The organism is Pseudomonas paraeruginosa, assembly GCF_003025345.2.
GTDB lineage: Bacteria > Pseudomonadota > Gammaproteobacteria > Pseudomonadales > Pseudomonadaceae > Pseudomonas > Pseudomonas paraeruginosa.
This window is the reverse complement of sequence record NZ_CP020560.1, coordinates 2,477,388-2,501,753: the sequence shown is the minus strand read 5'-3', so window position 1 is coordinate 2,501,753 and position 24,366 is coordinate 2,477,388. Positions and strand designations below refer to the sequence as shown.

At 66.1% G+C, this 24,366-nt stretch carries 19 protein-coding genes, 1 tRNA gene and 1 pseudogene; 10 read left to right on the top strand and 11 right to left on the bottom strand.

The window, feature by feature from the left end:
• Window positions 1–70 precede the first annotated feature (70 nt).
• Window positions 71–1,987 (bottom strand): sulfatase-like hydrolase/transferase, encoded by a 1,917-nt coding sequence (locus tag B7D75_RS12125; protein ID WP_107114044.1) that lies wholly within the window; start codon window positions 1,985–1,987, stop codon window positions 71–73.
• 415 nt (window positions 1,988–2,402) lie between these two features.
• On the opposite strand from B7D75_RS12125, the gene B7D75_RS12120 reads away from it, so the two are divergent.
• Window positions 2,403–4,028, top strand: coding sequence for an arylsulfatase (locus B7D75_RS12120; RefSeq protein ID WP_107114043.1), 1,626 nt, complete (start codon window positions 2,403–2,405; stop codon window positions 4,026–4,028).
• A gap of 66 nt (window positions 4,029–4,094) precedes the next feature.
• Here the strand turns inward: B7D75_RS12120 and B7D75_RS12115 are convergent, their stop codons facing one another.
• The gene (locus B7D75_RS12115; protein WP_176540988.1) at window positions 4,095–5,048 is read right to left on the bottom strand and encodes a formylglycine-generating enzyme family protein; all 954 of its coding nucleotides are present in this window, start codon (window positions 5,046–5,048) and stop codon (window positions 4,095–4,097) included.
• A 321-nt stretch (window positions 5,049–5,369) separates the two neighbouring features.
• On the opposite strand from B7D75_RS12115, the gene B7D75_RS12110 reads away from it, so the two are divergent.
• The 6 genes and pseudogenes from B7D75_RS12110 to B7D75_RS12085 all read left to right on the top strand — a co-directional run bounded on the left by B7D75_RS12110 (window position 5,370) and on the right by B7D75_RS12085 (window position 11,486).
• Window positions 5,370–6,812 carry an MFS transporter gene (locus B7D75_RS12110; RefSeq protein ID WP_079383595.1) on the top strand — a complete coding sequence of 481 codons (1,443 nt, stop codon included), beginning with the start codon at window positions 5,370–5,372 and terminating at the stop codon, window positions 6,810–6,812.
• Between the two features lie 272 nt (window positions 6,813–7,084).
• On the top strand, window positions 7,085–8,026 hold the full coding sequence (locus B7D75_RS12105; protein ID WP_058135472.1) for a 2-dehydro-3-deoxygalactonokinase: 942 nt from the start codon (window positions 7,085–7,087) through the stop codon (window positions 8,024–8,026).
• Window positions 8,020–8,663 (top strand): annotated as a pseudogene (locus B7D75_RS12100) (2-dehydro-3-deoxy-6-phosphogalactonate aldolase). The gene B7D75_RS12105 and the pseudogene B7D75_RS12100 overlap by 7 nt, the downstream one beginning before the upstream one ends.
• Complete coding sequence (gene dgoD / locus B7D75_RS12095; RefSeq protein WP_034082467.1) at window positions 8,660–9,808, top strand: galactonate dehydratase; 1,149 nt, start codon at window positions 8,660–8,662, stop codon at window positions 9,806–9,808. Before B7D75_RS12100 ends, dgoD begins: the two are co-directional and overlap by 4 nt.
• The gene (locus B7D75_RS12090) at window positions 9,802–10,599 is read left to right on the top strand and encodes an SDR family NAD(P)-dependent oxidoreductase (protein WP_052151141.1); all 798 of its coding nucleotides are present in this window, start codon (window positions 9,802–9,804) and stop codon (window positions 10,597–10,599) included. Before dgoD ends, B7D75_RS12090 begins: the two co-directional genes overlap by 7 nt.
• The gene (locus B7D75_RS12085) at window positions 10,596–11,486 is read left to right on the top strand and encodes an SMP-30/gluconolactonase/LRE family protein (protein ID WP_107114042.1); all 891 of its coding nucleotides are present in this window, start codon (window positions 10,596–10,598) and stop codon (window positions 11,484–11,486) included. The genes B7D75_RS12090 and B7D75_RS12085 overlap by 4 nt, the downstream gene beginning before the upstream one ends.
• A 19-nt stretch (window positions 11,487–11,505) precedes the next feature.
• Here B7D75_RS12085 and B7D75_RS12080 read toward each other — a convergent pair whose 3' ends face one another.
• The 3 genes from B7D75_RS12080 to B7D75_RS12070 all read right to left on the bottom strand — a co-directional run bounded on the left by B7D75_RS12080 (window position 11,506) and on the right by B7D75_RS12070 (window position 13,392).
• Entirely contained in the window at window positions 11,506–12,042 is a 537-nt protein-coding gene (locus B7D75_RS12080; protein ID WP_034082470.1) for a ProQ/FINO family protein, read from the bottom strand.
• Window positions 12,043–12,169: 127 nt separating this feature from the next.
• Window positions 12,170–12,889: a DsbA family protein gene (locus B7D75_RS12075; RefSeq protein ID WP_107114041.1), complete on the bottom strand. Its 720-nt coding sequence runs from the start codon at window positions 12,887–12,889 to the stop codon at window positions 12,170–12,172.
• A gap of 56 nt (window positions 12,890–12,945) precedes the next feature.
• On the bottom strand, window positions 12,946–13,392 hold the full coding sequence (locus B7D75_RS12070) for a YybH family protein (RefSeq protein WP_107114040.1): 447 nt from the start codon (window positions 13,390–13,392) through the stop codon (window positions 12,946–12,948).
• A gap of 105 nt (window positions 13,393–13,497) precedes the next feature.
• Here B7D75_RS12070 and B7D75_RS12065 point away from each other — a divergent pair, with 105 nt between their 5' ends.
• Window positions 13,498–14,442: a LysR family transcriptional regulator gene (locus tag B7D75_RS12065; protein WP_107114039.1), complete on the top strand. Its 945-nt coding sequence runs from the start codon at window positions 13,498–13,500 to the stop codon at window positions 14,440–14,442.
• 642 nt (window positions 14,443–15,084) lie between these two features.
• On the top strand, window positions 15,085–16,485 hold the full coding sequence (locus B7D75_RS12060) for an EAL domain-containing protein (protein ID WP_204101226.1): 1,401 nt from the start codon (window positions 15,085–15,087) through the stop codon (window positions 16,483–16,485).
• 506 nt (window positions 16,486–16,991) lie between these two features.
• Here B7D75_RS12060 and B7D75_RS12050 read toward each other — a convergent pair.
• The 5 genes from B7D75_RS12050 to B7D75_RS12025 form a co-directional block, all read right to left on the bottom strand.
• Window positions 16,992–17,067: transfer RNA gene (locus B7D75_RS12050), tRNA-Gly, on the bottom strand.
• 68 nt (window positions 17,068–17,135) lie between these two features.
• A complete protein-coding gene (gene pgsA / locus B7D75_RS12045) occupies window positions 17,136–17,696 on the bottom strand; it encodes a CDP-diacylglycerol--glycerol-3-phosphate 3-phosphatidyltransferase (protein WP_003090349.1) in 561 nt (186 codons plus the stop codon).
• A gap of 33 nt (window positions 17,697–17,729) precedes the next feature.
• Complete coding sequence (gene uvrC / locus B7D75_RS12040) at window positions 17,730–19,556, bottom strand: excinuclease ABC subunit UvrC (protein ID WP_033996661.1); 1,827 nt, start codon at window positions 19,554–19,556, stop codon at window positions 17,730–17,732.
• The gene (gene gacA, locus B7D75_RS12035) at window positions 19,557–20,201 is read right to left on the bottom strand and encodes a response regulator transcription factor GacA (protein WP_003090351.1); all 645 of its coding nucleotides are present in this window, start codon (window positions 20,199–20,201) and stop codon (window positions 19,557–19,559) included.
• A 367-nt stretch (window positions 20,202–20,568) separates the two neighbouring features.
• Window positions 20,569–21,717: an FAD-dependent monooxygenase gene (locus B7D75_RS12025; protein WP_107114037.1), complete on the bottom strand. Its 1,149-nt coding sequence runs from the start codon at window positions 21,715–21,717 to the stop codon at window positions 20,569–20,571.
• A gap of 630 nt (window positions 21,718–22,347) precedes the next feature.
• On the opposite strand from B7D75_RS12025, the gene B7D75_RS12020 reads away from it, so the two are divergent.
• Window positions 22,348–23,376 carry an AraC family transcriptional regulator gene (locus tag B7D75_RS12020; RefSeq protein ID WP_107114036.1) on the top strand — a complete coding sequence of 343 codons (1,029 nt, stop codon included), beginning with the start codon at window positions 22,348–22,350 and terminating at the stop codon, window positions 23,374–23,376.
• A gap of 30 nt (window positions 23,377–23,406) precedes the next feature.
• On the opposite strand, the gene B7D75_RS12015 is transcribed toward B7D75_RS12020, so the two are convergent.
• On the bottom strand, window positions 23,407–24,216 hold the full coding sequence (locus B7D75_RS12015; protein ID WP_043100558.1) for a helix-turn-helix transcriptional regulator: 810 nt from the start codon (window positions 24,214–24,216) through the stop codon (window positions 23,407–23,409).
• Window positions 24,217–24,366: the final 150 nt, after the last annotated feature.

Sequence of the window (24,366 nt, the reverse complement as noted above, 5' to 3'; positions counted from 1 at the left end):
CGCGCCGCGCCCGGGTACGTTTCCCGCGTCACATCCCGGCCGGAGTCATCCGGCCGGGAATCTCCAGCCCTCAGCCAAGCCGTGACCTGATCGCCTCCACGACACGCTTGCGCAGGAAGAACCACAGGTCGAACACCGGTTTCTCCGGATCGAAACGCCCTTCCAGCACCCGCACCAGGTACTCGGAGGAACTGCGCACGTCCTGGTCGTCGTCCTCGGCGCAGGTCTTGAGCGCCGGCAGCACCGCTCGCGCCGGCGCGCCGCAATAGGTCAGCGCGTTGATCGCCTGCAGGCGCAGCGGCTTGTCCCGCCCAGGGTCGAGGTAGCCGGCAAGCAACGCGATCGCCGGTCCTTCCTCATGCAGGTGAACCAGGGCCTCGGCGGCGACGATGCGCGTCTGCGAGGTGTCTTCGTGGAGCGTCTTCAACAGTCTTTCGCGCGCCGGCGCTGCCCGCTCGCGCAACATCAGCAGCCCGCTCGCGGCCCAGAAGCGGATGACTTCGTTCTCGTCGTCGAGACTGGCGATCAGCACGTCCAGCGAGGCCGGATCGCGACGCGCGGCGATCACGGCCAGGCGCATGATCCGTTGCAGTGGGTAGGCGCCCGGCTTCCGGCTCTCGAGATAGCCCTCCAGCGGCGAACCCTCGGGGATGAAACCATTGTCGTTGATCTGCAGCATGTGCCGGTCGAGGACACCCCGCAGTTCCTCGAGCTTTTCGCGATGCGCGGGCGAATCCGCCAGGTTGGCCACCTCGTCCGGATCCTGCCGGAGGTCGTAGAGTTCCTCGTGGGGCCGTTCGCCGAAGAATGCCGCCTGCTGCGGCGAGAGCCGGCCCTCCTGGAACAGGCGCAACCAGTCCCGGTAGCCCCCGGCCATCCAGCCGAATGCCTGGTACTGGCCACAGATGCGGTGCGGCAGGTAGTTGCGGATGTAGCGATAGCGGGTATCGCTGACCGTTCGTACGAAGTCGTAGCGCTCGTCCATGCGGTTGCGCATGCCGAAGGCATGGCGCTGCGTCCTCGGCTCGGCGACGGCGAACAGCGCCGAGCCCTGCATCTGCGCTGGAGCGGGCAACCCGGCCAGGGCCAGCACGCTGGGAGCCAGGTCGATGAAGGTCACCGGCGTGTCGACCTGGCTACCCGCCAGCATGTCCACCAGGTGCGCCCATTTCTTCGGAACCCGCACGATCAACGCGCAGCGCAGCCCCTCTTCGTAGCAATAGCGCTTGCTGCGCGGAAGCACGCCGCCGTTGTCCGAGTAATAGAAAACGATGGTGTCCTCGGCCAGGCCATCCTCCTCCAGCTCGGCCAGGCGTTCGGCGATCTGTCCGTCCAGGCGCTCCATGAGGTTGTAGTAGGAGGCGAAGTCCTGGCGGATGGCTGGAGTGTCCGGCAGGTAGGCCGGTACCCGGATGTCCTGCGGCCGCACCGCGCCGCCCCTGTCGAAGAAAATTCGCGACTCGTGCGTCGTCTCGTGGTTGAACACCGCCATGAACGGCGTGTCCCGTGGGCGCGAGCGCCAGTGCGCGCTGCCGCTGCATTCATCCCAGATGGCGGACGGATCGACATCGCAGTTGTAGTCCGTCTTGGCGTTGTTGCTGCAGTAGTAGCCGGCCTCGCGAAGATACTGCGGATAGGTCTTCAAGACATCCGGCAGCCTGGCCCGGGCGCGCATGTGGTTGGCGGGGGCGCAGGACTCGGCGTACACCCCGGTAAGGATGCCGAAGCGCGAGGGCGCGCAGACCGGCGCGTTGGAATATACGTTCCGGTAGAGGATGCCCTCGCGGGCGAGCCTGTCCAAGGTAGGCGTCCTGGCCAGTGGATCGCCGTAGGCGCCGATGAAAGGACAGTTGTCCTCGCTGACCAGCCACAGGATGTTGGGCCGGGATTGCCTGCGACTCGTCGAGGCCAGGGAAACACCGGTCAGGGAAGATGCCAGGAACATGGAGCCCCACTGGAGAAGTCGACGGCGGTCGATCTGCGGCATGTTTTTCGGCTCGGTCCAGGGGCCGCCAAGGCGGCCGGATGAAGGGACGAACTCCGTCGAGCCACCTCCGGACGGCGATGACCAGGGGGTCTCACGGAGCCCGCATTCAGCGCAAAATATCCAAACGGATAATTTATGGCAAGCCGAACTCCCAGGAGTTCTCTCTCCTGGCGCCGGGCAGGCATTGACAAGCATCGGGACGACAGCAATTATCCGAACGGATAATTTCGACCAACACATGCCGACCACCCCGCCCCGGACGCGAAACACCGCACCAGCCAGGTACAGGTCCCTGCGCACGCCAAATAACAACAACACCACAGAGGAACCCGATATGCACCGACCAGGACAACAGGAAAAACCAGCCAGGCGCCATTCGGCGGATGGCCGGAAAATGGGGAAAACGCCACTCGCCATGGCGGTTCTGCTCGCCGGCGCGATCATGTCGGCGTCCGTCCAGGCGGGGGCCCGGCAGCCGAACGTACTGGTCATCGTCGCCGACGACCTGGCCTTTTCCGACCTTGGCGCGTTCGGCGGCGAGATCGACACGCCGAACCTGGACGCCCTGGCCAGGGAGGGCGTCCGCTTCACCGGCTTCCACACCGCCCCCACCTGCTCGCCCTCGCGCGCCATGTTGCTGACCGGCACCGACAGCCACCGCGCCGGCTTCGGCACCATGGCCGAACGGGTGGCGCCCAACCAGAAAGGCAGGCCAGGCTACGAAGGCTATCTGCGGCCGGACGTGGTGACCCTGGCGGAGCGCTTCGCCGCCGCCGGCTACCGCACCATGATGGCCGGCAAGTGGCACATGGGCCTCGCCCCGCAACAGGATCCGCACGCCCGCGGCTTCCAGCACAGCTTCGCGCTGCTGCAGGGCTCCCACAACCACTACGGCCTGGACTTCGCCGCGGACCTGAACAAGGCGCCGGAGCAGAACACCGGCGGTGCGGTCTATACCGAGGATGGCGTACGGCTCGCGCAACTGCCGCGGGGTTTCTATTCCTCCGACTTCTTCACCAGCAAGCTGCTGGAGTTTCTCGGCCGGCGTGACGAAGGGGCCAAGCCATTCTTCGCCTACCTGGCCTTCTCCGCTCCCCATTGGCCATTGCAGGCGCCGAGGGAAGTCATCGAGAAATACAAGGGACGCTACGACCAGGGCTACGACCGGCTCCGCGAGAGCCGTCTCGCCCGGCAGGCGGGACTCGGCCTGCTGGCTCCGAGCACGCAGGTCCGGCCAATGGTCATGACCCGGCGCTGGGACGAGCTGGATCCGGAACAGCAACGACTCGCCGCCCGCGACATGGAAGTCTATGCCGCGATGGTGGACCGCCTGGACCAGAACGTCGGCCGTGTCGTCAGCGCACTCAAGCGCAGCGGCGAGCTGGACGACACACTCATCCTGTTCCTTTCCGACAACGGTCCCGAAGGCCGCGATACCGCCACCACCAAGGAAATGCCGGCCAGTGCCGACAACCGCCTGGAGAATCGCGGCAACGCCACGTCCTACTTCGGCTACGGCCCCGGCTGGGCCCAGGCTGGCAGCGCGCCGTCCTGGCTGATCAAGTACTATGCCACCGAGGGCGGCACCCGCAATGCCGCGTTTCTCCGGTACCCCGGCCTGGGCAGGTCCGGCGCCGTCTCGACGGCCTTCCTCTCGATAATGGACGTCACCCCGACTCTCCTTGAATTCGCTGGCATTCCGCTGACCGACGGTAGTTTCCAGGGCCGCGCGGTCGAGCCGCTACGCGGGCGGAGCTGGGTGCCCTACCTGAAGGGTCGGCGCGAGTACGTCTACGGACCGGACGACGCGATCGGCACCGAAGTCTTCGGCTCGCGCTCCCTCCGCCAGGGCGACTGGAAGATCACCGATACCGGCAATGGCACCTGGCGCCTGTTCGATGTGGCCCGGGACCCGGGTGAAACCCATGATCTGGCCGCCGAGATGCCGGACCGGCTGAAGCAGCTGGAAGCCGCCTGGGGAAGCTATGCCAGGGACGTGGGTGTCGTCGCGCCGCCCATGGCGGTCCTTCCGCAACCCTGACGCAGCCTCGCTCCGGACCTTTCGCCGGCGGGGGCGAGAGGACCGGAGCCGGTGGCGGGAGCCGCCCTATGCCGGCGGCTCCCGTCGCACGCAACGGAATCCCACATGGCCGGTGGTGGTATCGATGGATTGGGGAATCCGCGCCGCCGGTCGATAGCGCTGGCAATAGTTCTCCGCACACAGGTGCGAGCCCCCTTTCAGCACCTTGCGGCCGATGCGCAGAGCCGGCAGCGCCGGGTCGTAGCTGTCTTCTTCGCGGCCACCGCGTGGATTGCGGCTGGCGCAACAGCTCGATGCCTGTCGATCGGTTGCGGCCGGCTGTCGGAACCAGTCGGCGGTCCATTCCCAGACATTGCCGATCATGTCGAACAAGCCATGGCCATTGGCGGGAAACGCGCCCACCGGAGACGTCCGCTCCCAGCCATCGAGCAGCAGGTTTTCCAGCGGAAAGCGCCCCTGCCAGTAGTTGGCGAGTATCTGGCCACCCGGTTCGAGCGTATCGCCCCAGGCGAACTCCTCGCCGTCCCGCCCTCCCCGCGCCGCATATTCCCACTCGGCCTCGCTCGGCAGCGCCTTGCCGACCCAGGCGGCGTAGGCGGCGGCGTCCTCGTAGGCGACATGCACCACCGGGTGCTCCTCGAGGCCGGCGATGCTACTGCCGGGACCCAGCGGCTCGCGCCACCAGGCGCCGAAGCGGAACGACCACCAGCGAGAGGGATCGGCGAGATCGACCGCTCCGCTGACCGGCGTGAAGACCAGCGAGCCCGCCCTGGCCATTTCCGCCGGCATGCCGGGATAGTCCGCCGGCTCCGGAGCCTTCTCGGCGAAGGTCCGGTAGCCGGTGGCTTCGACGAAGGCGGCGAACTGGCGATTGGTGACCGGCGTAACGTCGATCCAGAACGGGTCGACCCTGACCTGGCGTACGGGGCGTTCCTCGGGATAGAAGCGTTCCGAGCCCATGCGGAACACCCCGCCCGGCAGATACCGCATGTCCGGGGTCCGGACGGTCTCGCCTGACATTTCCTGCTCCTTCGACACGGCAGCCTCGGTCGCTGCCCGGGTTTCGAGATTCCTGACAGCGGGCGGCCCGACACCGCCCCAGAAAAAAATCCGGATGGATAGATATTCGAGCCATCAGAGCTTGTCAATCCGCGTCTCGTGCACTGGATCGCCGTCGCCCAACCTGTCGCTCCGGGCAATTGACAAGGTAGGAGCCGACAGGCAATTATCCATATGGATAATTTATCATCATGGCGTCCCCCCGCCGGTGAAGTCCCGTACGCCAGGTTCGCGGCACGGAAAAAACAATAGCCAGAAACGGCAATCACAAAGGGTTGGAAAATGATGGACCGGGCGCCTTCGATGGCACAGCAGCGCATTCCGATGATGCGCAAGATCGCTCTGGGTGCAGGCGACTTCGGGGTGAACATCTATTGGCAGATCGCTTCGCTCTTCCTGCTGTTCTTCTATACCGACGTCCTTGGCCTATCCGCCTACGCGGCGGGCCTCATCTACATGAGCGCGCTCATCTGGGACGCCGTCGTCGACCCCTTGATCGGCGCCCTGGCCGACCGGACGCGGACCCGCCTGGGCCGCTTCCGCCCCTACCTGCTGCTGGGAGCGCTGCCCCTGGCCGTGGCGTTCGTCCTGATGTTCCTGCTGCCCCGCGGAGAAGGCCCGCAATTGCTGGTGTTGACGGCAGCGACCCACCTTGCCTTCCGGACCCTCTTCGCCCTGGTCTCGGTCCCCTATGCGTCGCTCTACGCGCGGGTGACCCGCAGCAGCGAAGAACGTGCGACCATGGCCGGCATCCGCATGGTATTCGCCATTCTCGCCGCGATGGCGGTGTCGGCGCTGACCCTGCCAGCCGTCCGCTATTTCGGTGGCGGCGCCTACTCCTGGGGCCTGGTGACCGCGCTCTTCGCCTGCGCCGCCTGCGTCATGCTGTGGATCGCCGCGCTGGCGGCAGGGTCCGGCGATGCCTGCGAGGAAGACACCCCGGCGGACACCTGGCCCGGCATGCGCTACGCACTCGCCGCGCTGCTGCTCAACCGGCCTCTTCTGCTGATGCTCGGCATCGCCCTGATGAACTCGTTCGCCGGCACCTTCTTCTCGAAGAACCTTCTCTACTACTTCAAGTACGTGCGCAACGACGCCGACTTCGGCGGCACGGCGCTCGCCCTGATGGCTGTCGTCGCGGCGCTCGCCGCCCCGCTCTGGGCACAGGTGGCGCGCCGCTGCAGCAAGCGTTTCGCCTTGCTGCTCGGTACGGCGTTCTATGGCCTGGGCTTCGCGCTCTGGTTCCTGTGCAGCGCTGCCGGCTACGTCGGGCTCATGATCGTGCTGACTTTCATCGCCATCGGCGTCAGCGCCAACGCCGTGTGCTTCTGGGCGATGATTCCAGATACCGTGGAGTATGGTCAGTGGCGCTCGGGCATCCGCACCGAGTCGCTGATCGTCGGCACGGTGATCTTCGCCCAGAAGGCCGCGCTCGGCCTCGCCGCTGGCGCCCTGGGCATGGTCCTGGGAGAAATCGGCTTCGTGGCCAACAGCGTGCAGTCGCCGGATACCTTGCAACTGCTCGTGGCCACGATGTCGCTGGTGCCGCTGCTGGGCACCACGGGCGTGTTCCTGCTCACCTGGTACTACCCCATCGGTCCTGCCGAACATCGGCAGATTCTCGAAGCCCTGTCCGACCCCGCGCGACGCGAAAGCGCCACGGGACACGAGACACCGCCGCTATCCCTCTCCTTCCTGCCGAAGAAGAGCGGTGAGGCGTCCTGACGTCCCGCCAGGAAGACACCAAGCCAGGCTTCGCAGCTTGCCCGTCGCCCAGGTGGCAACCGCTCGCCACGGCGAGAACGTGCCATTGCGCCTCCGCGGCAGCAGGCATGGAGCCTCCGCAGCCCCCGAGCCACATCGACCCAGGCATGAACGCCAGACCCGAGGAGGAACGAGATCATGCAGCCGTCACGACGGAGCCCACGCTCCAGCGCCGAGCCCACGCCAGCCAGGTTCGCCTGCACAGGTCTCCTGCAACCGGAGGCATCCCCGGCATGTGCGGACTGATCGGCCTGGACTGGGGTTCCTCCAGCCTGCGCGCCTACCGTTTCGATGCGCACGGCATCGTCCGGGAGACACGCCACCGCCCCTGGGGCGTCGCCCAGCTCCCAGCTGGCGGTTTCGAGACCGCCCTGGCCGACATCAGCAGCGGCTGGCCGAGCCTGCCCCGGTTGGCCTGCGGCATGGTCGGCAGCCGTCAGGGCTGGCAGGAAATGCCCTACCTGGAGCTTCCGACCGACGCGCCTCGATTCGCTCGCGCCATCGGTCGCCTGGCCATGCTCGATGGAAGCGCCCTGCACCTCGCAGCGGGGCTCCGCAACCCGGGTACCGCCGACGTGATGCGTGGGGAGGAAACCCAGGTTTTCGGTGCGCTCGGCCTGTACCCCGAGCTGGCCGCGGAGTCCGAGTGGATCCTGCCGGGGACCCACTGCAAGTGGGTCCGTGTGAAGGACGGCCGGATCGTCGAGTTCCATACCTTCATGACCGGCGAGCTCCATGCGCTCCTGCTCCGCCATTCCCTGCTCGCCACCGGACGGACGGCCACGCCGCATGTCGCCGGGGCGTTCGAGCGCGGCGTCACGAGCGCGCGCGACAGCGGGGCTGAGGGCGTGTTCGCCCGCCTGTTTTCAACCCGCGCGCTGCGCCTGGCAGGGCAACTCGCCGACGCGGAAGTCGCCTCCTATCTGTCGGGCCTGCTGATCGGCGAGGAGTTCCGCGCCGGTCTCGCCGCCGGCCGCCTGCGCGCCACCGCGCCATGCCTCATCGGCGAAGCCGCGCTGTGCCAGCGTTATCGCCAGGCCGCCCGGCTGTTCGATCTCCATCTGCCGGAGCCACTGCTGGAAGCCAGCGCACACGGACTCTGGCTGCTTGCCCATCATGCGGGCCTCCTGTCCGCCGGGGCGCCCCTGACGCCAAAGGAACCATCCTCATGCTGAACAGTTGGCTCGAACCACTCCCACTCGTTGCCATATTGCGTGGCATCGAGCCGGACGAAGCCGTCGACATCGGCCACACCCTGGCCGATGCCGGTTTCCACATGCTCGAAGTCCCCCTCAGTTCTCCCTCCCCCTCGAGAGTATCCAGCGCCTCCGGGAAGTGCTGGGAGAGCATTACCTGATTGGCGCCGGCACCGTGACGAGCGAAGACCAGGTGGAGGCAGTCGCCTCCGTGGGGGGAGACCTGATCGTCATGCCGCACGCCGACGCCCGCCTTATCCGCGCCGCCAAAGCCAGCGGGCTGCGCTGCATTCCCGGAGTCGCCACACCCAGCGAAGCGCTGCTTGCGCTCCAGGCCGGAGCGGACGCGCTGAAGCTGTTTCCGGCCGGCGCCATCACGCCCGACGGGCTCAAGGCCTGGCGAGCGGTGCTGCCCGGCGATCTGCCGGTCCTTCCGGTAGGCGGCATCACTCCGGACAGCATGGCTGCCTGGCTGGACGCCGGAGCCCAGGGCTTCGGCATCGGCACGGCACTCTACGCGCCGGGCCTGGAAGTCGCCGCGGTCGCCAGCCGCGCCCTCGCGTTCGCCCAGGCCTGGACGAACGCCTCGACCAGCAGAAGGGAGCAACGCCCATGAAGATCACCCGACTCACCACGTTCCTGGTTCCGCCACGCTGGTGCTTCCTGCGCATCGATACCGACGCCGGACTGTGCGGCTGGGGCGAGCCCGTCGTCGAAGGCCGGGCGCACACGGTGGCCGCCGCCGTCGAGGAGTTGTCCGATTACCTGGTCGGCAAGGACCCGCGCCACATCGAGGACCTGTGGAACGTCATGTACCGCGGCGGCTTCTACCGTGGCGGTCCGATCCTGATGAGCGCCATCGCCGGCATCGACCAGGCCCTGTGGGACATCAAGGGCAAGCACCTCGGCGTGCCCGTCCATGAGCTGCTCGGCGGACCGGTGCGGCAGCGCATCCGCGTCTACTCCTGGATCGGCGGAGACCGTCCGGCGGACACCGCCCGGGCGGCCAGGGCGGCGGTGGAGCGCGGCTTCACGGCGGTGAAGATGAACGGCACCGAGGAGCTGCACTACATCGACAACCACGCCAAGGTCGACAAGGTCCTGGAGAACGTCCAGGCGGTACGGGACGCGGTCGGCCCGCACATCGGCCTCGGCGTGGACTTCCACGGCCGGGTGCACAAGCCCATGGCGAAGGTGCTGATGCGTGAGCTGGCTCCTTACAGGCTGATGTTCATCGAAGAGCCGGTACTCTCGGAGCACCTCGAGGCGATCCCGGAGCTGGCCGCCATCTCCCCCGCCCCCATCGCCCTGGGCGAACGCCTGTATTCGCGCCATGACTTCAAGCAGGTCCTCGGCAGGGGCGGAGTCGACATCATCCAGCCCGATCCCTCCCACTCCGGCGGCATCACCGAGACCCGCAAGATCGCCGCCATGGCCGAAGCCTACGACGTCGCCGTGGCGCTGCACTGCCCCCTGGGACCGATCGCCCTGGCCGCCAACCTGCAACTCGACGCGGTGTGCCACAACGCCTTCATTCAGGAGCAGAGCCTGGGCATCCACTACAACACCGCCAACGACCTGCTCGACTATCTGCTGGATCGCAGCGCCTTCGCCTACCGGGAGGGCTACCTGAGCATACCCGGCGGCCCCGGGCTGGGCATCGAGATCGACGAAGCCTACGTCAGCGAGCGCGCAGCCATCGGCCATCGCTGGCGCAACCCGCTATGGCGCCACGATGACGGGAGCGTCGCCGAATGGTAAGCCTGGACAGCCACATTCCGCCGGCATCGGCGGGGTTCGCCCGCTATCCCAGCCTGGTCGACCGCAACGTGTTGATCACCGGCGGCGCCAGCGGCATCGGCGCCGCCTTCGTCGAGCAGTTTGCCCGCCAGGGCGCCCGCGTCGCCTTCCTCGACGTGGATGACGCGGGCGCCGCCGCCCTCCTGGCGAGGCTGGACGACGCACGTCGCGTTCCGTACTACCTGCATTGCGACCTGACCGACCTGGGCGCCCTGGAGACAGCCATCGCGGCCGTGCGCTCGCGGCTCGGCGCGATCGGCGTACTGGTCAACAACGCGGCCAACGACACCCGCCATGGCCTCGACGGTATCCAGGAAGAAGACTTCGAGCGCAGCCTGGCGGTCAACCTGCGCCATCAGGTCTTCGCCACGCGGGCCGTCGTACCGGACATGCGTGACCAGGGAGGAGGCTCGGTCATCTGCCTGGGCTCCACCGGCTGGATGAAGAAGAACCCGGGCTACCCTCTCTACGCGGCAGCCAAGGCGGCGATTCGCGGTTTCGTCAACGGCATGGCGCGGGAACTCGGGCAACAGGGCATTCGCATCAACTGCCTGGTTCCCGGCTGGGTGATCACCGACAAGCAGGCGCAGCTATGGCTGGACGACGCTGGGCGGGAGGAAATCAGGCGCTACCAGTGCATGCCCGGGCTCCTGCAGCCCGAGGCCCTGGCACGCGCCGCCCTGTTCCTCGCGGCAGACGACAGCAGCATGTGCACCGGACAGGACTTCATCGTCGATGGCGGCTGGGTATGAAAAGCGCTGAAATGGACGTCGTCCTGGCCGCCGGCAATCTGCTCGGCGAAGGGATTCTCTGGTGCGAACGCAGCAAGGCGCTGTTCTGGACCGACATCCAGCGCGCCACGCTGTATCGCCTGGATCCCGAGGACGGCACCTTGCGACAGTGGCCCATGCCGGAAAGACTGGCCAGCTTCGCCCTCTGTGAAGCCGAGGGCTGGCTGCTGCTGGCCCTCGCTTCACGGCTGGCCTTCTTCCGCCTCGCCGATGGCGAGCTACGCTGGCTGCACGATATCGAACCGGGCCTGCCCACCCGTTGCAACGATGGCGCCTGTGATCGTCAGGGACGTTTCGTGTTCGCCACCCTGCATGAGAGCCGCGAGGGGCCGCCGCAACCCATGGGTGGCCTCTGGCGCCTGGGACTCGATCTGGAGCTGGGACGCCTGCCCCTGCCAGCGGTCGCCATCGGCAACAGCATCGCCTTCAGCCCGGACGGTGGCGTGCTGTATTACTGCGATTCCCCTACGAGGCGCATCCAATGCTGCCCATACGGCGACGCTCTGGGCGCACCCCGGCTGTTCGTCGAACTCGACGATGGGCGAGGCGTGCCGGATGGCTCATGCGTCGACAGCCAGGGACATCTGTGGAACGCCCAGTGGGGCCTCGGACAGGTGGTTCGCTATGCGCCCGATGGAGAGGTACGGCAGATCGTCACCCTCCCCACTCCGCAACCTACCCGCCCGGCATTCGGTGGCCCCGGCCTGGACCGGCTGTACGTCACCAGCGCACGGGAAGGACTCGTCGACGCCGGAGCGGATGCAGCGCGCCTGGCTGGCGCGCTGTTCCAGTATCGTCCGAACGTCCGGGGGCTACCCGAGCCGCGCTTCGCCGCGAGCCCGGATTGAATGCCCGGCGCAACGCACGTCAGACCGCCTCAGGCGCCGGCGTCTCACCGCCCTCGGATACGGGGGCGGACTCCTCGGCGGAATTCCGCGCCCGCTTGGCGCGCTTCTCGCGCATCTGGTCACGCTGGCGGCGCGAGGCCTGGCGCTTCGCGTAGACCGCCTGCTCGGCAGTGACCTTGCCCGCTACCTGGCCCTGCAGGTCCAGGCGCGGCGCATCTTCCACCATGCAGGACCAGTAGCGGTTGCCCTGGCACCAGGTGGCGATGGCCTGCTTGAGTTGCTCGGCGGTGATACCGAGGCTCTCCAGATGCTGCTGAGCATCCTCGAGGATGCCCTGCTTGAGCGGCACCTTTGGGGCAGGATTCTTCGGAAACGCCAGCGGAAAATGCCGTTGCAACCGCCAGATGGCCTCGACCTCGGGATCCACGGGTTCGCGCTTCTTCGCCGCACGCCCTGGAGAAGCCTTGGCTTTGGATTGAGCCGATTTGGCCGGTTTCGCCTGTTCCGCCTGCGCCCGCAGACGGTCCCTCAGCTCGGCAAGTTGTTCAAAACCCATCGTTCGCTTCACTAGTGCTGGTTCATTTGCCCGAGAGATTACCCGATACGTCGGCGCGCGGCACGCAAAACGGTAGGCCTTGTCCTCTTTCGGCCCAGAATCCGCCACCGATCCATCGGGACGCGACTCAGCCAGCCAGGCCCCGCCGCAGCCGCGACAGCACCTGCTCACGGGTGGTGAAGCCGGCGGCGAGCAATAGCAGTTCCCCGCGGCGCTCGACAGCGAGCGTCGGGAACGCACGCACGCCCCACTGCCTGCAACGTAGGAAAGCGGCTTGCGTCGCCTGCCGGGCCTCGGCGGACAGGAACAGCGAACGGAAGGCCCCGAAGTCCAGGCCTGCCTCCTCGCAAAGGTCGGCATAGAACGAGGTTTCCTTGGGGTCCCTGCCCTCGACGTAGAACCTGCGCTGTACCGCGGAGAAGAAACGCCGGGCGCTCGGGTCCGCGCTGTCCGCTCCGAGTATCTGTGCGCAGACCACCGCCCGGCACGCGGGCTCGGTGTCATAGTCGAAATACGGCGCATCGAGCAGGGTGAAGCCGAACGGCTGGCCGGTGACTTCGCCGATACGTCGCCATTCGGCGCGCAGGAACTCGATGAAATCCGCGTTCCAGGGATCGCCGCCACCGGCGCGCAGGCCACCCACCGTGAGCGCGAAGCCGATGCCCTCGGCGGCGCAGAAGGCCGCCAGCTCGCCGACCACCGGCTCGATGCCCCAGCACCAGGAGCACATCGGATCACCGATGTAGTGAACGATTGGAGCGGCGTGCGCCCCAGATTGCGCAACGCTTTGCGCAGACTCTGGCTCGGGCAGGAGGCAGGTGCCGGTGACGGGATCGCAGGTCATCATGTTCGCATCTCTCTTCAGGTTGCAGGGACGGCCCGGCCGCCCGTCGATCAGGGGGCTCACCGCGCCGCCGGGGCAACGCCGAACGGGTTGTCGATCGCGTATATCCAACTGCCGTCGGCTCGCCGGATCACCACGTCGGTAGCAGTGCCACGCATGTCCACCGGACTGCCATCCCTTCCTTCGCCCTCGATCCGCCAGTCCCCCAGAATCAGCGCCATGTCGCCGGCCCGGTAGACCTGGCGAACGCTGAATCGAATCGGTGCGCCCGTCGCCATGAACCGCTGCAAGGCGCTCCGGATCCGGGCGGCACCCAGGATCTGGGTACCGGGGGCGCTCACGAATGCACTGTTCTCCCCGTACAGCGATGCCAGGCCATCGAGGTCACCGGCGTTGAAGTAGCGCTCCAGGGCTTGCGGCACTTCTTCCGGAGAACGCGGAAGATCCTGCGCCCAGGCGCAGATGGGAGCTACCAGGAACAATGCGCAGAGCAGGGCCTTGGACATGGGATCGCCTCGGAAAGTGAAGGTGAGGCGAATACTATTTGTTAAATTCTTATCGATATATATGCTAGGAAATCACTCTTCGTTCTTTTTTATTTAACAATCCCAATGGACAAGCTCACAGCGATGGCCACCTTCGGCGCGGTGGTAGAGGCCGGCAGCTTCACCCGCGCCGCCGAACGACTGTCGATCCCCAAGGCGCGCGTCTCGCAGCGCATCTCCGACCTGGAACGCCACCTCGGCGCACGGCTGCTGCAACGGACCACCCGCAGCCTCAACCTGACCGAGGACGGGCGCGCCTACTACAGCAAGTGCGCTTCCATCCTCCAGCAGGTGGATGAGCTGGAAGCGACCCTCAGGGGTGGCCTGATCGAACCCCGCGGCAGCCTGCGGATCGAGGCCCTGGCCTCGGTCGCCCGCTGGGTGCTCGCTCCCCGCCTGCACGAGTTCCAGCGCCGCTACCCGCAACTGACGCTCACGCTGTGCGCCAGCGACCGCGTCAGCCACCTGCTCGAAGAGGGTATCGACTGCGCGATCCGTGGCGGTACGCTGCCGGACTCCAGCCTGGTCGCACGCCACGCCTGCGACGTGCGGCTGGGCCTGTATGCCGCGCCGGGCTACCTCGAGGACGCGGGCAACGCACGGCATCCCCGGGAGTTGCGCGAACATCGCCGGCTCTCCTGGTTCACCGGCCAGCGCAACCCTTTCGCCTGGAAACTGGAGTCGACCGACGGCTCCTTCGATCTCGGCGCAAGCCAAGGCCTGCGCTTCGACCATCCCGACGTCGCCATCGCCTCCTGTCTCGCCGGCAGCGGCATCTGTCCGGCGGCCCCCTTCGCGGTGGAAAGCTGGGTGCGCGCTGGCGCGCTGGTGCCGGTCCTGCCGCAATGGAGCTTCGCGCCACGCCCCATCCACCTCGTCTACCCTGGCGACCGCCACCTTTCCGCGCGGGTACGCTGCTTCGTCGACTGGGCCCTGGAGCTGATGCGCCAATCGCCAAGCCTGTCCATGAGCCCGCAGGAATTGGCCGGAAACACGGCGGGACGCGAATGAGCACGGCCTGGCCGCCCCAGAACGCCGCCAGGTCAGGCAAAAGCGCTGCGAATGCTCGGTGATGCTTCCCGCCGGCCCCGTCGAGGCGCTGACACGATGCGCGCCATCGGGAGTTTCCCCGGATGAGGAAGCGATCGGCGCGGAGGCCTAGGCTGTCGTCACCGTCCTTCCGAGGCAGCGAAGGGGTATGGAGTGACCCCGATGATCATCCGCTGCTCCCACCGGCCAGCGGGACAGCAGGACCGAACACAGAACTACAGGCGAAATTCTGTAAGAAAATTCATGAGCCACTGGCAAGCATCAGCGGCCTCGTCAGAAAATTTCATCTTCCTTGCACTATGAGGCCGCCAGGCCATCATCTAGGATATGGCGCGTCAGCCGGGTCCAGGCATGACCGGGCTGTCGTTTCAGCGGCCGCTGGATAGTCGGAAACATCATTGGGGGCCCCGTCGATCGGGAACGCCCCTTCTATCGCAAAGAGCCGTTCCTATGATGAAAGCGCAGAGATGGGCGACCTCCAGATGGTCGGGCTATCTGGTGTTCCTCGTCGTTTTGCTCGCAACCACATTGTCTGCCCTGAAAGCAAGCCACCCTGTTGCAGAACGCCTTCTCACCCGCTCGATCGGCAACCAGGGCGCGGAGGTGATCGCACAGGTCGACCAGGTCATGGCCTCGGTGGTACGCACGCTCACCGCCATCGACCGCTCCGGGCATGCCGCGTGCAGCGCGGCGGACCTGTCGCTGCTGCGTTCGGAACTGATGCGCTCGAAGTTCACCAAGGACCTGGGGCGCCTGGAAGGCAACGACCTCGCCTGTACGACGATGCTGGGCGTCCTGCCTGAACCTTTTGTCCCGAAGCAGCGATCCATACCCCTCGACGGCGGCCTGCAACTTTTCTGGAAAGCGGGACTGCTGCTGGACCCCAGCACCCTGGGTGTGGTGGTCCGGGCGAAGCGATCCAGCCTGCTGATCGACCTCGATGCCTTCGGCGTGCCAACCTCGCCCGGCCTCAACTATGTCATCTCGCTCCGCGACGAACCGACACCGCTGGTCATAGGCCTGGACAGGCACGGCCTGCCCGGCTACATCGAGACCGCGCGGGTGGCGGGTTTCGAACAGGGAAAAAGGTTCTGCTCCGCACGCGTCCCGCTGTGCGCCACCGTGGTCCAGGCTCGCCCCGCAGAAGACCACGCCAACCGCCAGGCAGCCTGGCTGCTGGGCAGTGCCGGCATACTGCTGGGCAGCGCCCTGGGCGGCCTGGCCCTGCTCCTGCACCGCCGCCGGACCGCACTCTCGGCCCAGATCCGGCGGGCGCTGGCGAACGGCGGATTCACCGTGCGCTATCAACCGATCATGCGCCTGGGCGAACCGCCGGAGATCGTGTCGGCCGAAGCGCTGATCCGCTGGCCCGACGGTCCAGCCCCGCCGGACGTGTTCATCGCCGAAGCCGAGCGCTGCGGCGTGATCGGCGCCATCACGGCCTTCGTCCTGGACACCGTACTGGAGGACATGCGCGGCCTGTTCGAGAAGCTGCCGGACTTCCGCGTGGCCATCAACATCAGCACCCCGGAACTGCTGGACGGCAGTCTGGCGGGCACCCTGCAGCGGCTCTGGCCGGAAGGCCTTGGCCGGCACCATGTCGGCTTCGAACTGACCGAACGCTCCACAGCGGAACTGCAGGACATCCTCCCGCAACTCGAACGCCTGCGCGGACAGGGGCATCCCATCTACATCGACGACTTCGGCACCGGCTACTCCAGCCTGGCGCAGCTGCAGCACCTGCCGGTGGACTACATCAAGGTCGATCGCTCCCTGCTACCCGGCTCGGCCCGGCAGCGCGCCTCGCTCATTCCGGAGATCCTCGCCATCGCCCGCCGGCTCGAGGTCGGCCTGGTCTTCGAAGGGCTGGAAACGCGGGAGCAGGCGCAACTGCTGGAGGGCGTCGGACAGACGATCTTCGCCCAGGGCTGGTATTTCGGCCATCCGGAAACACCCGATAAACTGCAGGAACGCCTGAAACCGGGGACACGGCGCTGCGAGTGAGCCGCCGGCCGACTCGGCGCCGTTACGCCAATCGCTCCAGATAGGGCGGCAACTCCGGCTCGGGCAGGACGACAGCACCTCGAGCCGCTGCAGGGTCCGGTCGCGCGCACGGAGCAGGTGGTCGTGCAGGCACGAAGAGGCGGATTCGACGGTGCCGTAGAGCAACGACTCGAAGACCAGCCGGTGCCGAGCGCCTCGTGCAGGATGCGCCCGACGTTCATCGGAATCCGGGACGGGCGGATGATCGCCGCCATGTGCGCGTTGCCAGGCCCGCCAGGCAGGTGGTTCACATCGGTGCGTGGAATTCAGTGATCGACGAGCACAACTATCTGGTGCGCAAGTGGGGTGACTTTCTGAAGGCGGGTCGATGAGAACCGGCAAGGAGTCCGGGCGATGCGGATGCTGCTCCGGCACCAGGCCGGCGAAGCATGCGGAGAAACGAAAAAAGGGCCTTTCGGCCCTTTTCGTGACCTGCAGAATCCAGTGGAGTTCTGCAGGTCGATATCTGGAGCGGGAAACGAGACTCGAACTCGCGACCCCGACCTTGGCAAGGTCGTGCTCTACCAACTGAGCTATTCCCGCTTTGTCTTGGTGACGGGCGCCATTGTATAGGATCGTGGCGCCGTGTCAACTCCTTGATTCAAAAAAGTTTATTTCTCTTTCGGGGTGGTCGACAGGTGCGGCCAGGCGGCCAGCAGGTAGTGCACCATCGACCACAGAGTCAACGCCGCGGAGATGATCAGCAGGACATAGCCGAGAATCACCCAGAACGTCATCAGCGGCGGATTCGCCAGCAGGATGACCAGCGCCAGCATCTGCGCGGCGGTCTTCCACTTGCCCAGGTTGGAAACGGCGACCTGCGCCCTCGCCCCCAGCTCGGCCATCCACTCGCGCAGCGCGGAGACCACGATCTCCCGGCCGATAATGATCACCGCCGGCAGGGTCAGCCACAGGTTGGCGTGCTCCTCCACCAGCAGGACCAGCGCCACCGCCACCATCAGCTTGTCCGCCACCGGATCGAGGAAGGCGCCGAACGGCGTGCTCTGCCCGAGGCGACGGGCGAGGTAGCCGTCCAGCCAGTCGGTGGCGGCGGCCAGGGCGAACACGGCACTGGCGGTCAGGTAGCTCCACGACGTCGGCAGATAGAACAGCAGAATGAAGATCGGGATGAGCAGGACGCGCAGTAACGTGAGCAGATTGGGGATATTCATCGGACCATCTAGGCTGCGAGGTGAGCCGGCATTCTACTCGCTGTGCAGGACGGCATAAATCTGCTCGGCGAGCTTTTTACTGATACCGGGTGCTTTGGCCAGTTCATCGATACTGGCCCGTGACAATTCCTGCAACCCGCCGAAATGCTTGAGCAGGTCGCGCCGACGTTTGGGACCGACGCCCGGCACGTCTTCCAGGGTCGAGGTCCGCCGCGCCTTGCCGCGCCGCGCGCGATGGCCGGTAATGGCGAAACGGTGGGCTTCGTCGCGGATCTGCTGGATCAGGTGCAGCGCCGGCGAATCGGCCGGCAAAGTGAATTCGTGGGCGGCGTCGTTCAGGTAAAGGGTTTCCAGCCCCGGCTTGCGCGTCACGCCCTTGGCCACGCCGAGCAGGATCAGGCCGGCGACCGCCAGTTCCTGGAGTACTTCCTGGGCCATGGCCAGTTGCCCCTTGCCGCCATCCACCAGGAGAATGTCGGGCATCTTCCCCTCGCCCTCCTTCAGCCGGCTGAAACGGCGGGTCAGCGCCTGGTGCATCGCCGCGTAGTCGTCGCCGGCGGTGACGCCTTCGATGTTGTAGCGGCGATAGTCCGACTTCAGCGGCCCCTCCGGGCCGAACACCACGCAGGAAGCCACGGTGGCCTCGCCGCTGGAATGGCTGATGTCGAAGCACTCCAGGCGCTGCGGCGGCTCGGCCAGGTCGAGCGCCTCGGCCAGCGCCTCGAAGCGTGCGGCCACGTGCTGGCGGTTGGCCAGGCGCGCGCCCAGCGCCTGCTCGGCGTTGGTCACCGCCAGTTGCTGCCAGCGGGCGCGGGTGCCGCGCACGCGGTAGCTGATTTCCAGCTGGCGGCCGCGGGCCTCGGCGATCGCCGCGACCAGTACCGGGAAATCCTCGTGCATCACGTTGACGATCAGTTCCGCCGGCAGGTCGCGCTCCTGGTGGCTGAGGTAGTACTGGCCGAGGAACGCCAGCAGCACTTCGCCGACCTCCTCCTCGATCGCTACCTGCGGGAAGAAGTTCTTGCTGCCCAGCACCCGTCCGCCGCGCACGCTGATCAGGTGGACGCAGGCGCCGCCGGGGGTGACGATGGCCGCGACGATATCGACGTCGCCGTTGCCGCCCTCCATGCTCTGCTGATCCTGGACCCTGCGCAGGATCGCCACCTGGTCGCGCAGTTCGGCAGCCTTCTCGAAGTCCAGGCGCATCGCCGCCTGCTCCATGCCGGTGTTCAGCTCATCGGCCAGGGCGTTGCTCCGCCCTTCGAGGAACATCACCGAGTGGCGCACGTCCTCGGCGTACTCCTCCGGGCCGACCAGGCCCACGCAGGGTCCCTTGCAGCGCTTGATCTGGTACTGCAGGCAAGGCCGCGTGCGGTTGCGGAAATAACTATCCTCGCACTGGCGGACGAGGAAGGCCTTCTGTAGCAGGTTGAGGCTCTCGCGAATCGCCCCGGCGCTGGGATACGGGCCGAAGTAGCGTCCCTTGCGCTTCTTCGCGCCGCGATGCAGGGACAGCCGCGGATACTCGTCCTCGCTGGAGAGAAAGACGAAGGGATACGACTTGTCGTCCCGCAGCAGGATGTTGTACGGCGGACGCCACTCCTTGATCAGCGTCTGCTCCAGCAGCAGCGCCTCGGTCTCGTTGGCGGTGATGGTGGTTTCCACCTGGGCGATCCGCGCCACCAGGGCGGCGGTCTTCGGCGCCAGGCCGGACTTGCGGAAATAGCTGGCCAGGCGCTTCTTCAGGCTCTTCGCCTTGCCGACGTAGAGCAGCTTGGCGTCCGCATCGAACATGCGGTACACGCCTGGCCGGTTGCTACAGGTGGCGAGGAAGGCGCTCGCGTCGAAAACGGCGGTCATCTAGCTGGCGGCGTCGACCATGCCATGACGGACGGCGAGCAACGCCAGTTCCACATCGCTGGTGATCGAGAGCTTCTCGAAGATACGGTAGCGGTAGGTATTCACCGTCTTCGGCGACAGGCACAGCTTGTCGGAGATGCTCTGCACCTTGTGGCAGTTGGCGATCATCAGGGCGATCTGGATCTCGCGCTCGGACAGCGAATCGAAGGGGGAATCGTGCTGCTGCGGCTGGAAGGATTTCAGCGCCAGCTGCTGGGCGATCTGCGGGCTGATGTAGCGCTGGCCGGCGAACACCTGGCGGATCGCCTGGACCATCTCCTCCAGCCCCGCGCCCTTGGTCATGTAGCCGGCGGCGCCGGCCTGCATGAGGCGAGTGGGGAACGGATCCTCCTCGCAGACGGTGACCACCACGACCTTGATGTCGGGCTGGCTGCGCAGCAGCTTGCGGGTCGCTTCCAGACCGCCGATGCCGGGCATCTTGACGTCCATCAGGACCACGTCCGGCTTCAGCTCGCGCGCCAGTTTCAGACAGTCCTCACCGCAGTCGGCCTGGCCGACCACTTGCAAGCCTTCGATGTCGGCCAGCATGCGGGTAATACCGGTGCGTACCAGATCGTGGTCGTCGACCACCAGCACCTTAATCACGCTGCACCTCGTCGCGCATTAGCAGACTACTGCCCACAGGGGCCCCCAGGAGATTTCGGCAACCTTAACAGAAAGCCATTCCATGACCTAGCTTGGCGCAAAGGCGTCATAAATCAAGCGTCAGGGAAACATCATTCGACGAGGTCGAACGGGCGTCGCCGATTATACCGCCACCCCGCGCCGAGCGGCAGGGCGGAGCAGCGCGAGCGATTGCCGGGCCCCGCCGCAAACGCCTACATGACTGGCACAGGTCGGCCGAGCCTGCTCGAAAAAAGCGAAAGAGACCCACCCAGCCAAGGCCACTTCCATCGGAAGCGGAAGCAGCTCTCTTCCATCTCTTCGCGCGGCCGCGCCCTGGCATCCACCGCTACGACAAGGCCAGCTCGCCGACGCCGTTGAACAGCCTCCGGTGCAGACGCCTGCGGCTGGCGTCCGGTACCAGGCGAACGGCGGTGTTGCGCAACCAGACGCTCCAGGGTGACTCCCACTGGCCCAGGCGACCGACGAGCCAGGACTGCTTGCGGATGAATTCGATGCGGGCCTCGCGCTGCTGCTGGAACAGGATCAGCGTCTCTGGACGCGGCGCCAGGCGCCACAGGCGCGCCAGGAGAAACGCGTCCTCCGCCGCCATCGCCGCGCCCTGCCCGAGGTTCGGGGTCATGGCGTGGGCGGCGTCGCCGATCAATACCACCCTCCCGCGATGCCACGACGCCCCCGGCAATTCCTCGAGATCGTTGTGGACCATCGCGGTGGCGCTCGGGATCAACCCGGCGATGTTCGCGCCGATGCCCCGGAAATCCTCGTAGTGGAGGGCGAGCCGGCGCGGCGTGACGAAGCCCTCCTCGTCCTCCGGGTCCTCCCGGCGCACCTTCAGGGTCGCATAGACATAGAGTTCGCCTGGACTGACCTGGATGAAGCCGAGTCGCTTGCCGTGGCCCCATACTTCCCCCGCCTGCCCGGCATCCTCCAGCCGATGGGGAACCATCAGCCGCCAGCAGGTTTCCCCGGAATGACGCAGTGTCGCCCCCGGCCAGACATAGCGGCGAAGGCTCGAACGGATGCCGTCCGCGCCGACCACCAGGGAGCACTCGAGGCGGGTGCCGTTGCTCAAGGTCACCCGCTCGTGTTCGGGGCCATCGAGGATCTCGACGACGGAAACGCCGGTGAGGATCCGCGTCTCGTCCAGACCATCGAGCAGCGCCGCGTGCAGCTCGTGGCGCTGCAACGCCAGGCCGCCCCGCGCCTCGCCGCCCAGGCTCGAGGGCATGGACATCAGTCGCGCCCCGTCGTGGGCATAGACGTGAATGCCGGCCAGCGGCATCCCGCGGCGGAACAGGCGCTCGATATCCAGGGTGCTGGACAACGCGGCCAAGGCGTTTCCCGCCAGGGTGATGCCGGTACCCACAGGCCGGATCTCGCTGGCCCGCTCGACCAGCAGCCAGTCGATGCCGGCCTTGGTGAATTCGCGCGCCAGCGCCAGGCCGGCGATCCCGGCTCCCTGGATAAGAACGGTCATCCGACACTCCTTATTAGTGGCCCCATGGACCTTGCACTATCACGACGCACCTGCCCGGGACAGTGGAAAAATCCTCATCCTAGCCGCCCCGGACGCTCCGCCGGCCCTGCCAGAATTTCGAGTTGACCCCAACCCGCAGAGCCGCTCCGCCATCGCCAAGCCAACATCCCGGCCCCTGCGAGACGCCGACAAACGCTGCCGTACCGGCCCACGGCCGCACGCTACCCCGCCATGCCTGGCCGGAAATCCCCGGCGACCGCCGGCATCGGCGTACCCGGGATCGACTTCAGCCAGGCAGATCCGGCTCGCCACGGGGAGACGATGCCTCCTGCGGCTCGGAAGTACGGCCATGCGCCGAACCGTTTCGTACCGCCCCTCTTCGCTCTGGAGTCCCGACGTGGTGGCCGTCTCGCCCGCTGGCCGGTCCCCGGCGAGGAATGCCCGCGAACGCCTGGGACGGACGTTGGCGGAGACCAGCTATACGCAGAGGGCCACCCTGTCAACCCCTTACGCAAGGTAGTGATTAACGGCCGCCCTGCGTATGAAAATCGTCCGCAAGACAAACATCCGTAGTAAAAAGCCCCGCCGTCATCGGGGCGTTCTCGCAACGCGTGCAGCAAGAGGTAACCGATGAGCCAGTCCGAGAACATCCAGTACGACTTCGAGTGGCGACCACTCAGCAACTACCTCGCCGTGCAACGCATCGTCCCGCCGGACCTCCACCAGCCCCTCGGAACCGTCCCCCGATTGCCCAGCGAGGCGCTCTACGAATGGATAGTCCTGAATGCCCGTTCGCCCCTGGAAGGACTCAGCCTGGGAGAGCACTACCGGCTTTCCGACTACGGCGTCGCGGGCCTGGCCCTGCAAAGCGCCGGCACCGTGGCAGAAGCCCTGCAACTGGTCAGGACCAACATGCTGCTGTTCAACCGGGACGTCAGCGGCATCGAGGTGAAACGCTCCAGTTGCGATACCGTCGACGTGGACATCCATCTGCAGACCAGACCGGACTGGCCGGCGCCGGCACGCATCTATCATGCGAATGTCCTGGCGTCGGCGGCCTACGCGCTGTTCCGCGACCTGCTGCTGGGCGACCTGGAACTGGTCCGTCTGCGCTTGCCGGAGCGACCCGGCGAGGCAACGCCATACGAGGAATATTTTCGGGTACCGGTGTATTTCGCTGGCGCGGGCATCACCTTCACTCTTCCGGCGGATCTGCTCGAAACCCGCATCGCCACCGCCAACGCCGCGGTCTTCCAGGCCTCCCTGGCGCTCAGCAGCGAAACCTTCAACATCCGGGTCGCCCGGGAAATGGGCGGTTATCGGCAGCGCATCGTGTCGCTGCTGGAGTCGCTGCAGGACCGCTATCCGAACATTGCCTGGGTCGCCCGACAATTGAGGGTCACCGAAAGAACGCTGCGCCGGCGGCTCGCCGAAGAGGGCACGACCTACAGGGCGGTGCTCGACCTGGTACGCCGGGACAGGGCCCGGCAACTGCTCCGGAACAAATGCCTGCGCATCGAGGATATCGCCGAGAGACTCGGCTACATGGACACCTCCAGCTTTCGCCATGCCTTCCGTCGCTGGACGGGACAATGTGCCAACGATTATCGCCAGGATCACACCCAGCCCCGGGCAGTGCGCCGCAAGGGGGAGCGCTGACCCAGCCCGGAACCGCCGATGCCAGCCGGGCTATCTCGCGGCCACGGCCCGTGGCGCCGGAGGGTTGATCATCAGGGCGAAGACCTCGGAGTGGGACTTCACGTTCAACTTTGCGTAGATATGCCGGCGATGGACCTTGATGGTGGCGATAGACAAAGCCAGTCGATCCGCTATCTCCTTGTTCGAATGGCCATCGAGCATCAGGCGGATGACATCCGACTCCCGCGCGGTGAGCGGTGAGATCAATCCTTTCCAGGCTTGCATGTCCATGTCCTCCACCTTCGCCTCCACGCCCGCCTCCTCCCGGAGCGCGCCCTCGAAATGGACACGCTTCTTCATCAACGCGATCACCCAGGGACGAAGCAATTCGAACAGGGCGATCTGTTCGGCGCCGAAGCGACTCTCACTGCCCAGCGAAAGGCACAAGGTCCTTTCGTGGTCGAGCGGGACGTTATATTGAACTTCATCCGTCACGACATAATGAGAAAAGTACGCATTGTAATATTCGGTCGCTTCAAACTGTTCCGAGACGATATCCGGAAGATGGTACAGCCCACCATGCCGGCAGGTTCTGGATATCAGGTAGAAAGGATCCTGACGATAGAGCCCGGTTATATATCTGCTGATCAGCGGATCGGGTTCGACTTCCTCTCTTTCCTCCTCCATGAAGGAAAGAATCAGCGGAGTGGAATTGCTGAATATCAGCGCCGCCCAGTTGTCGACCGGCGCGAACTCGCCAAGCGTCCCCGCCAGGCTGCGCCAGAAATCCGCCCTGTCCAGCCGTTCGATCAACGCTCCCAGTGAGTCGTGCCAGGTGCTGCCGCGCAGTGCGATATCCACACAACTACTCCTCTGGGATTAGTCACTCGGCGTTATGTCAGGAAGAATTCGAATGTGCATAATATCGACGCATTCGGAGATAGCCACAGGTCAGAACTACCAGTTCTGGTAGGTGCAAAAAACCAACTTGTTTCGTTTCGGAAAGGAAAT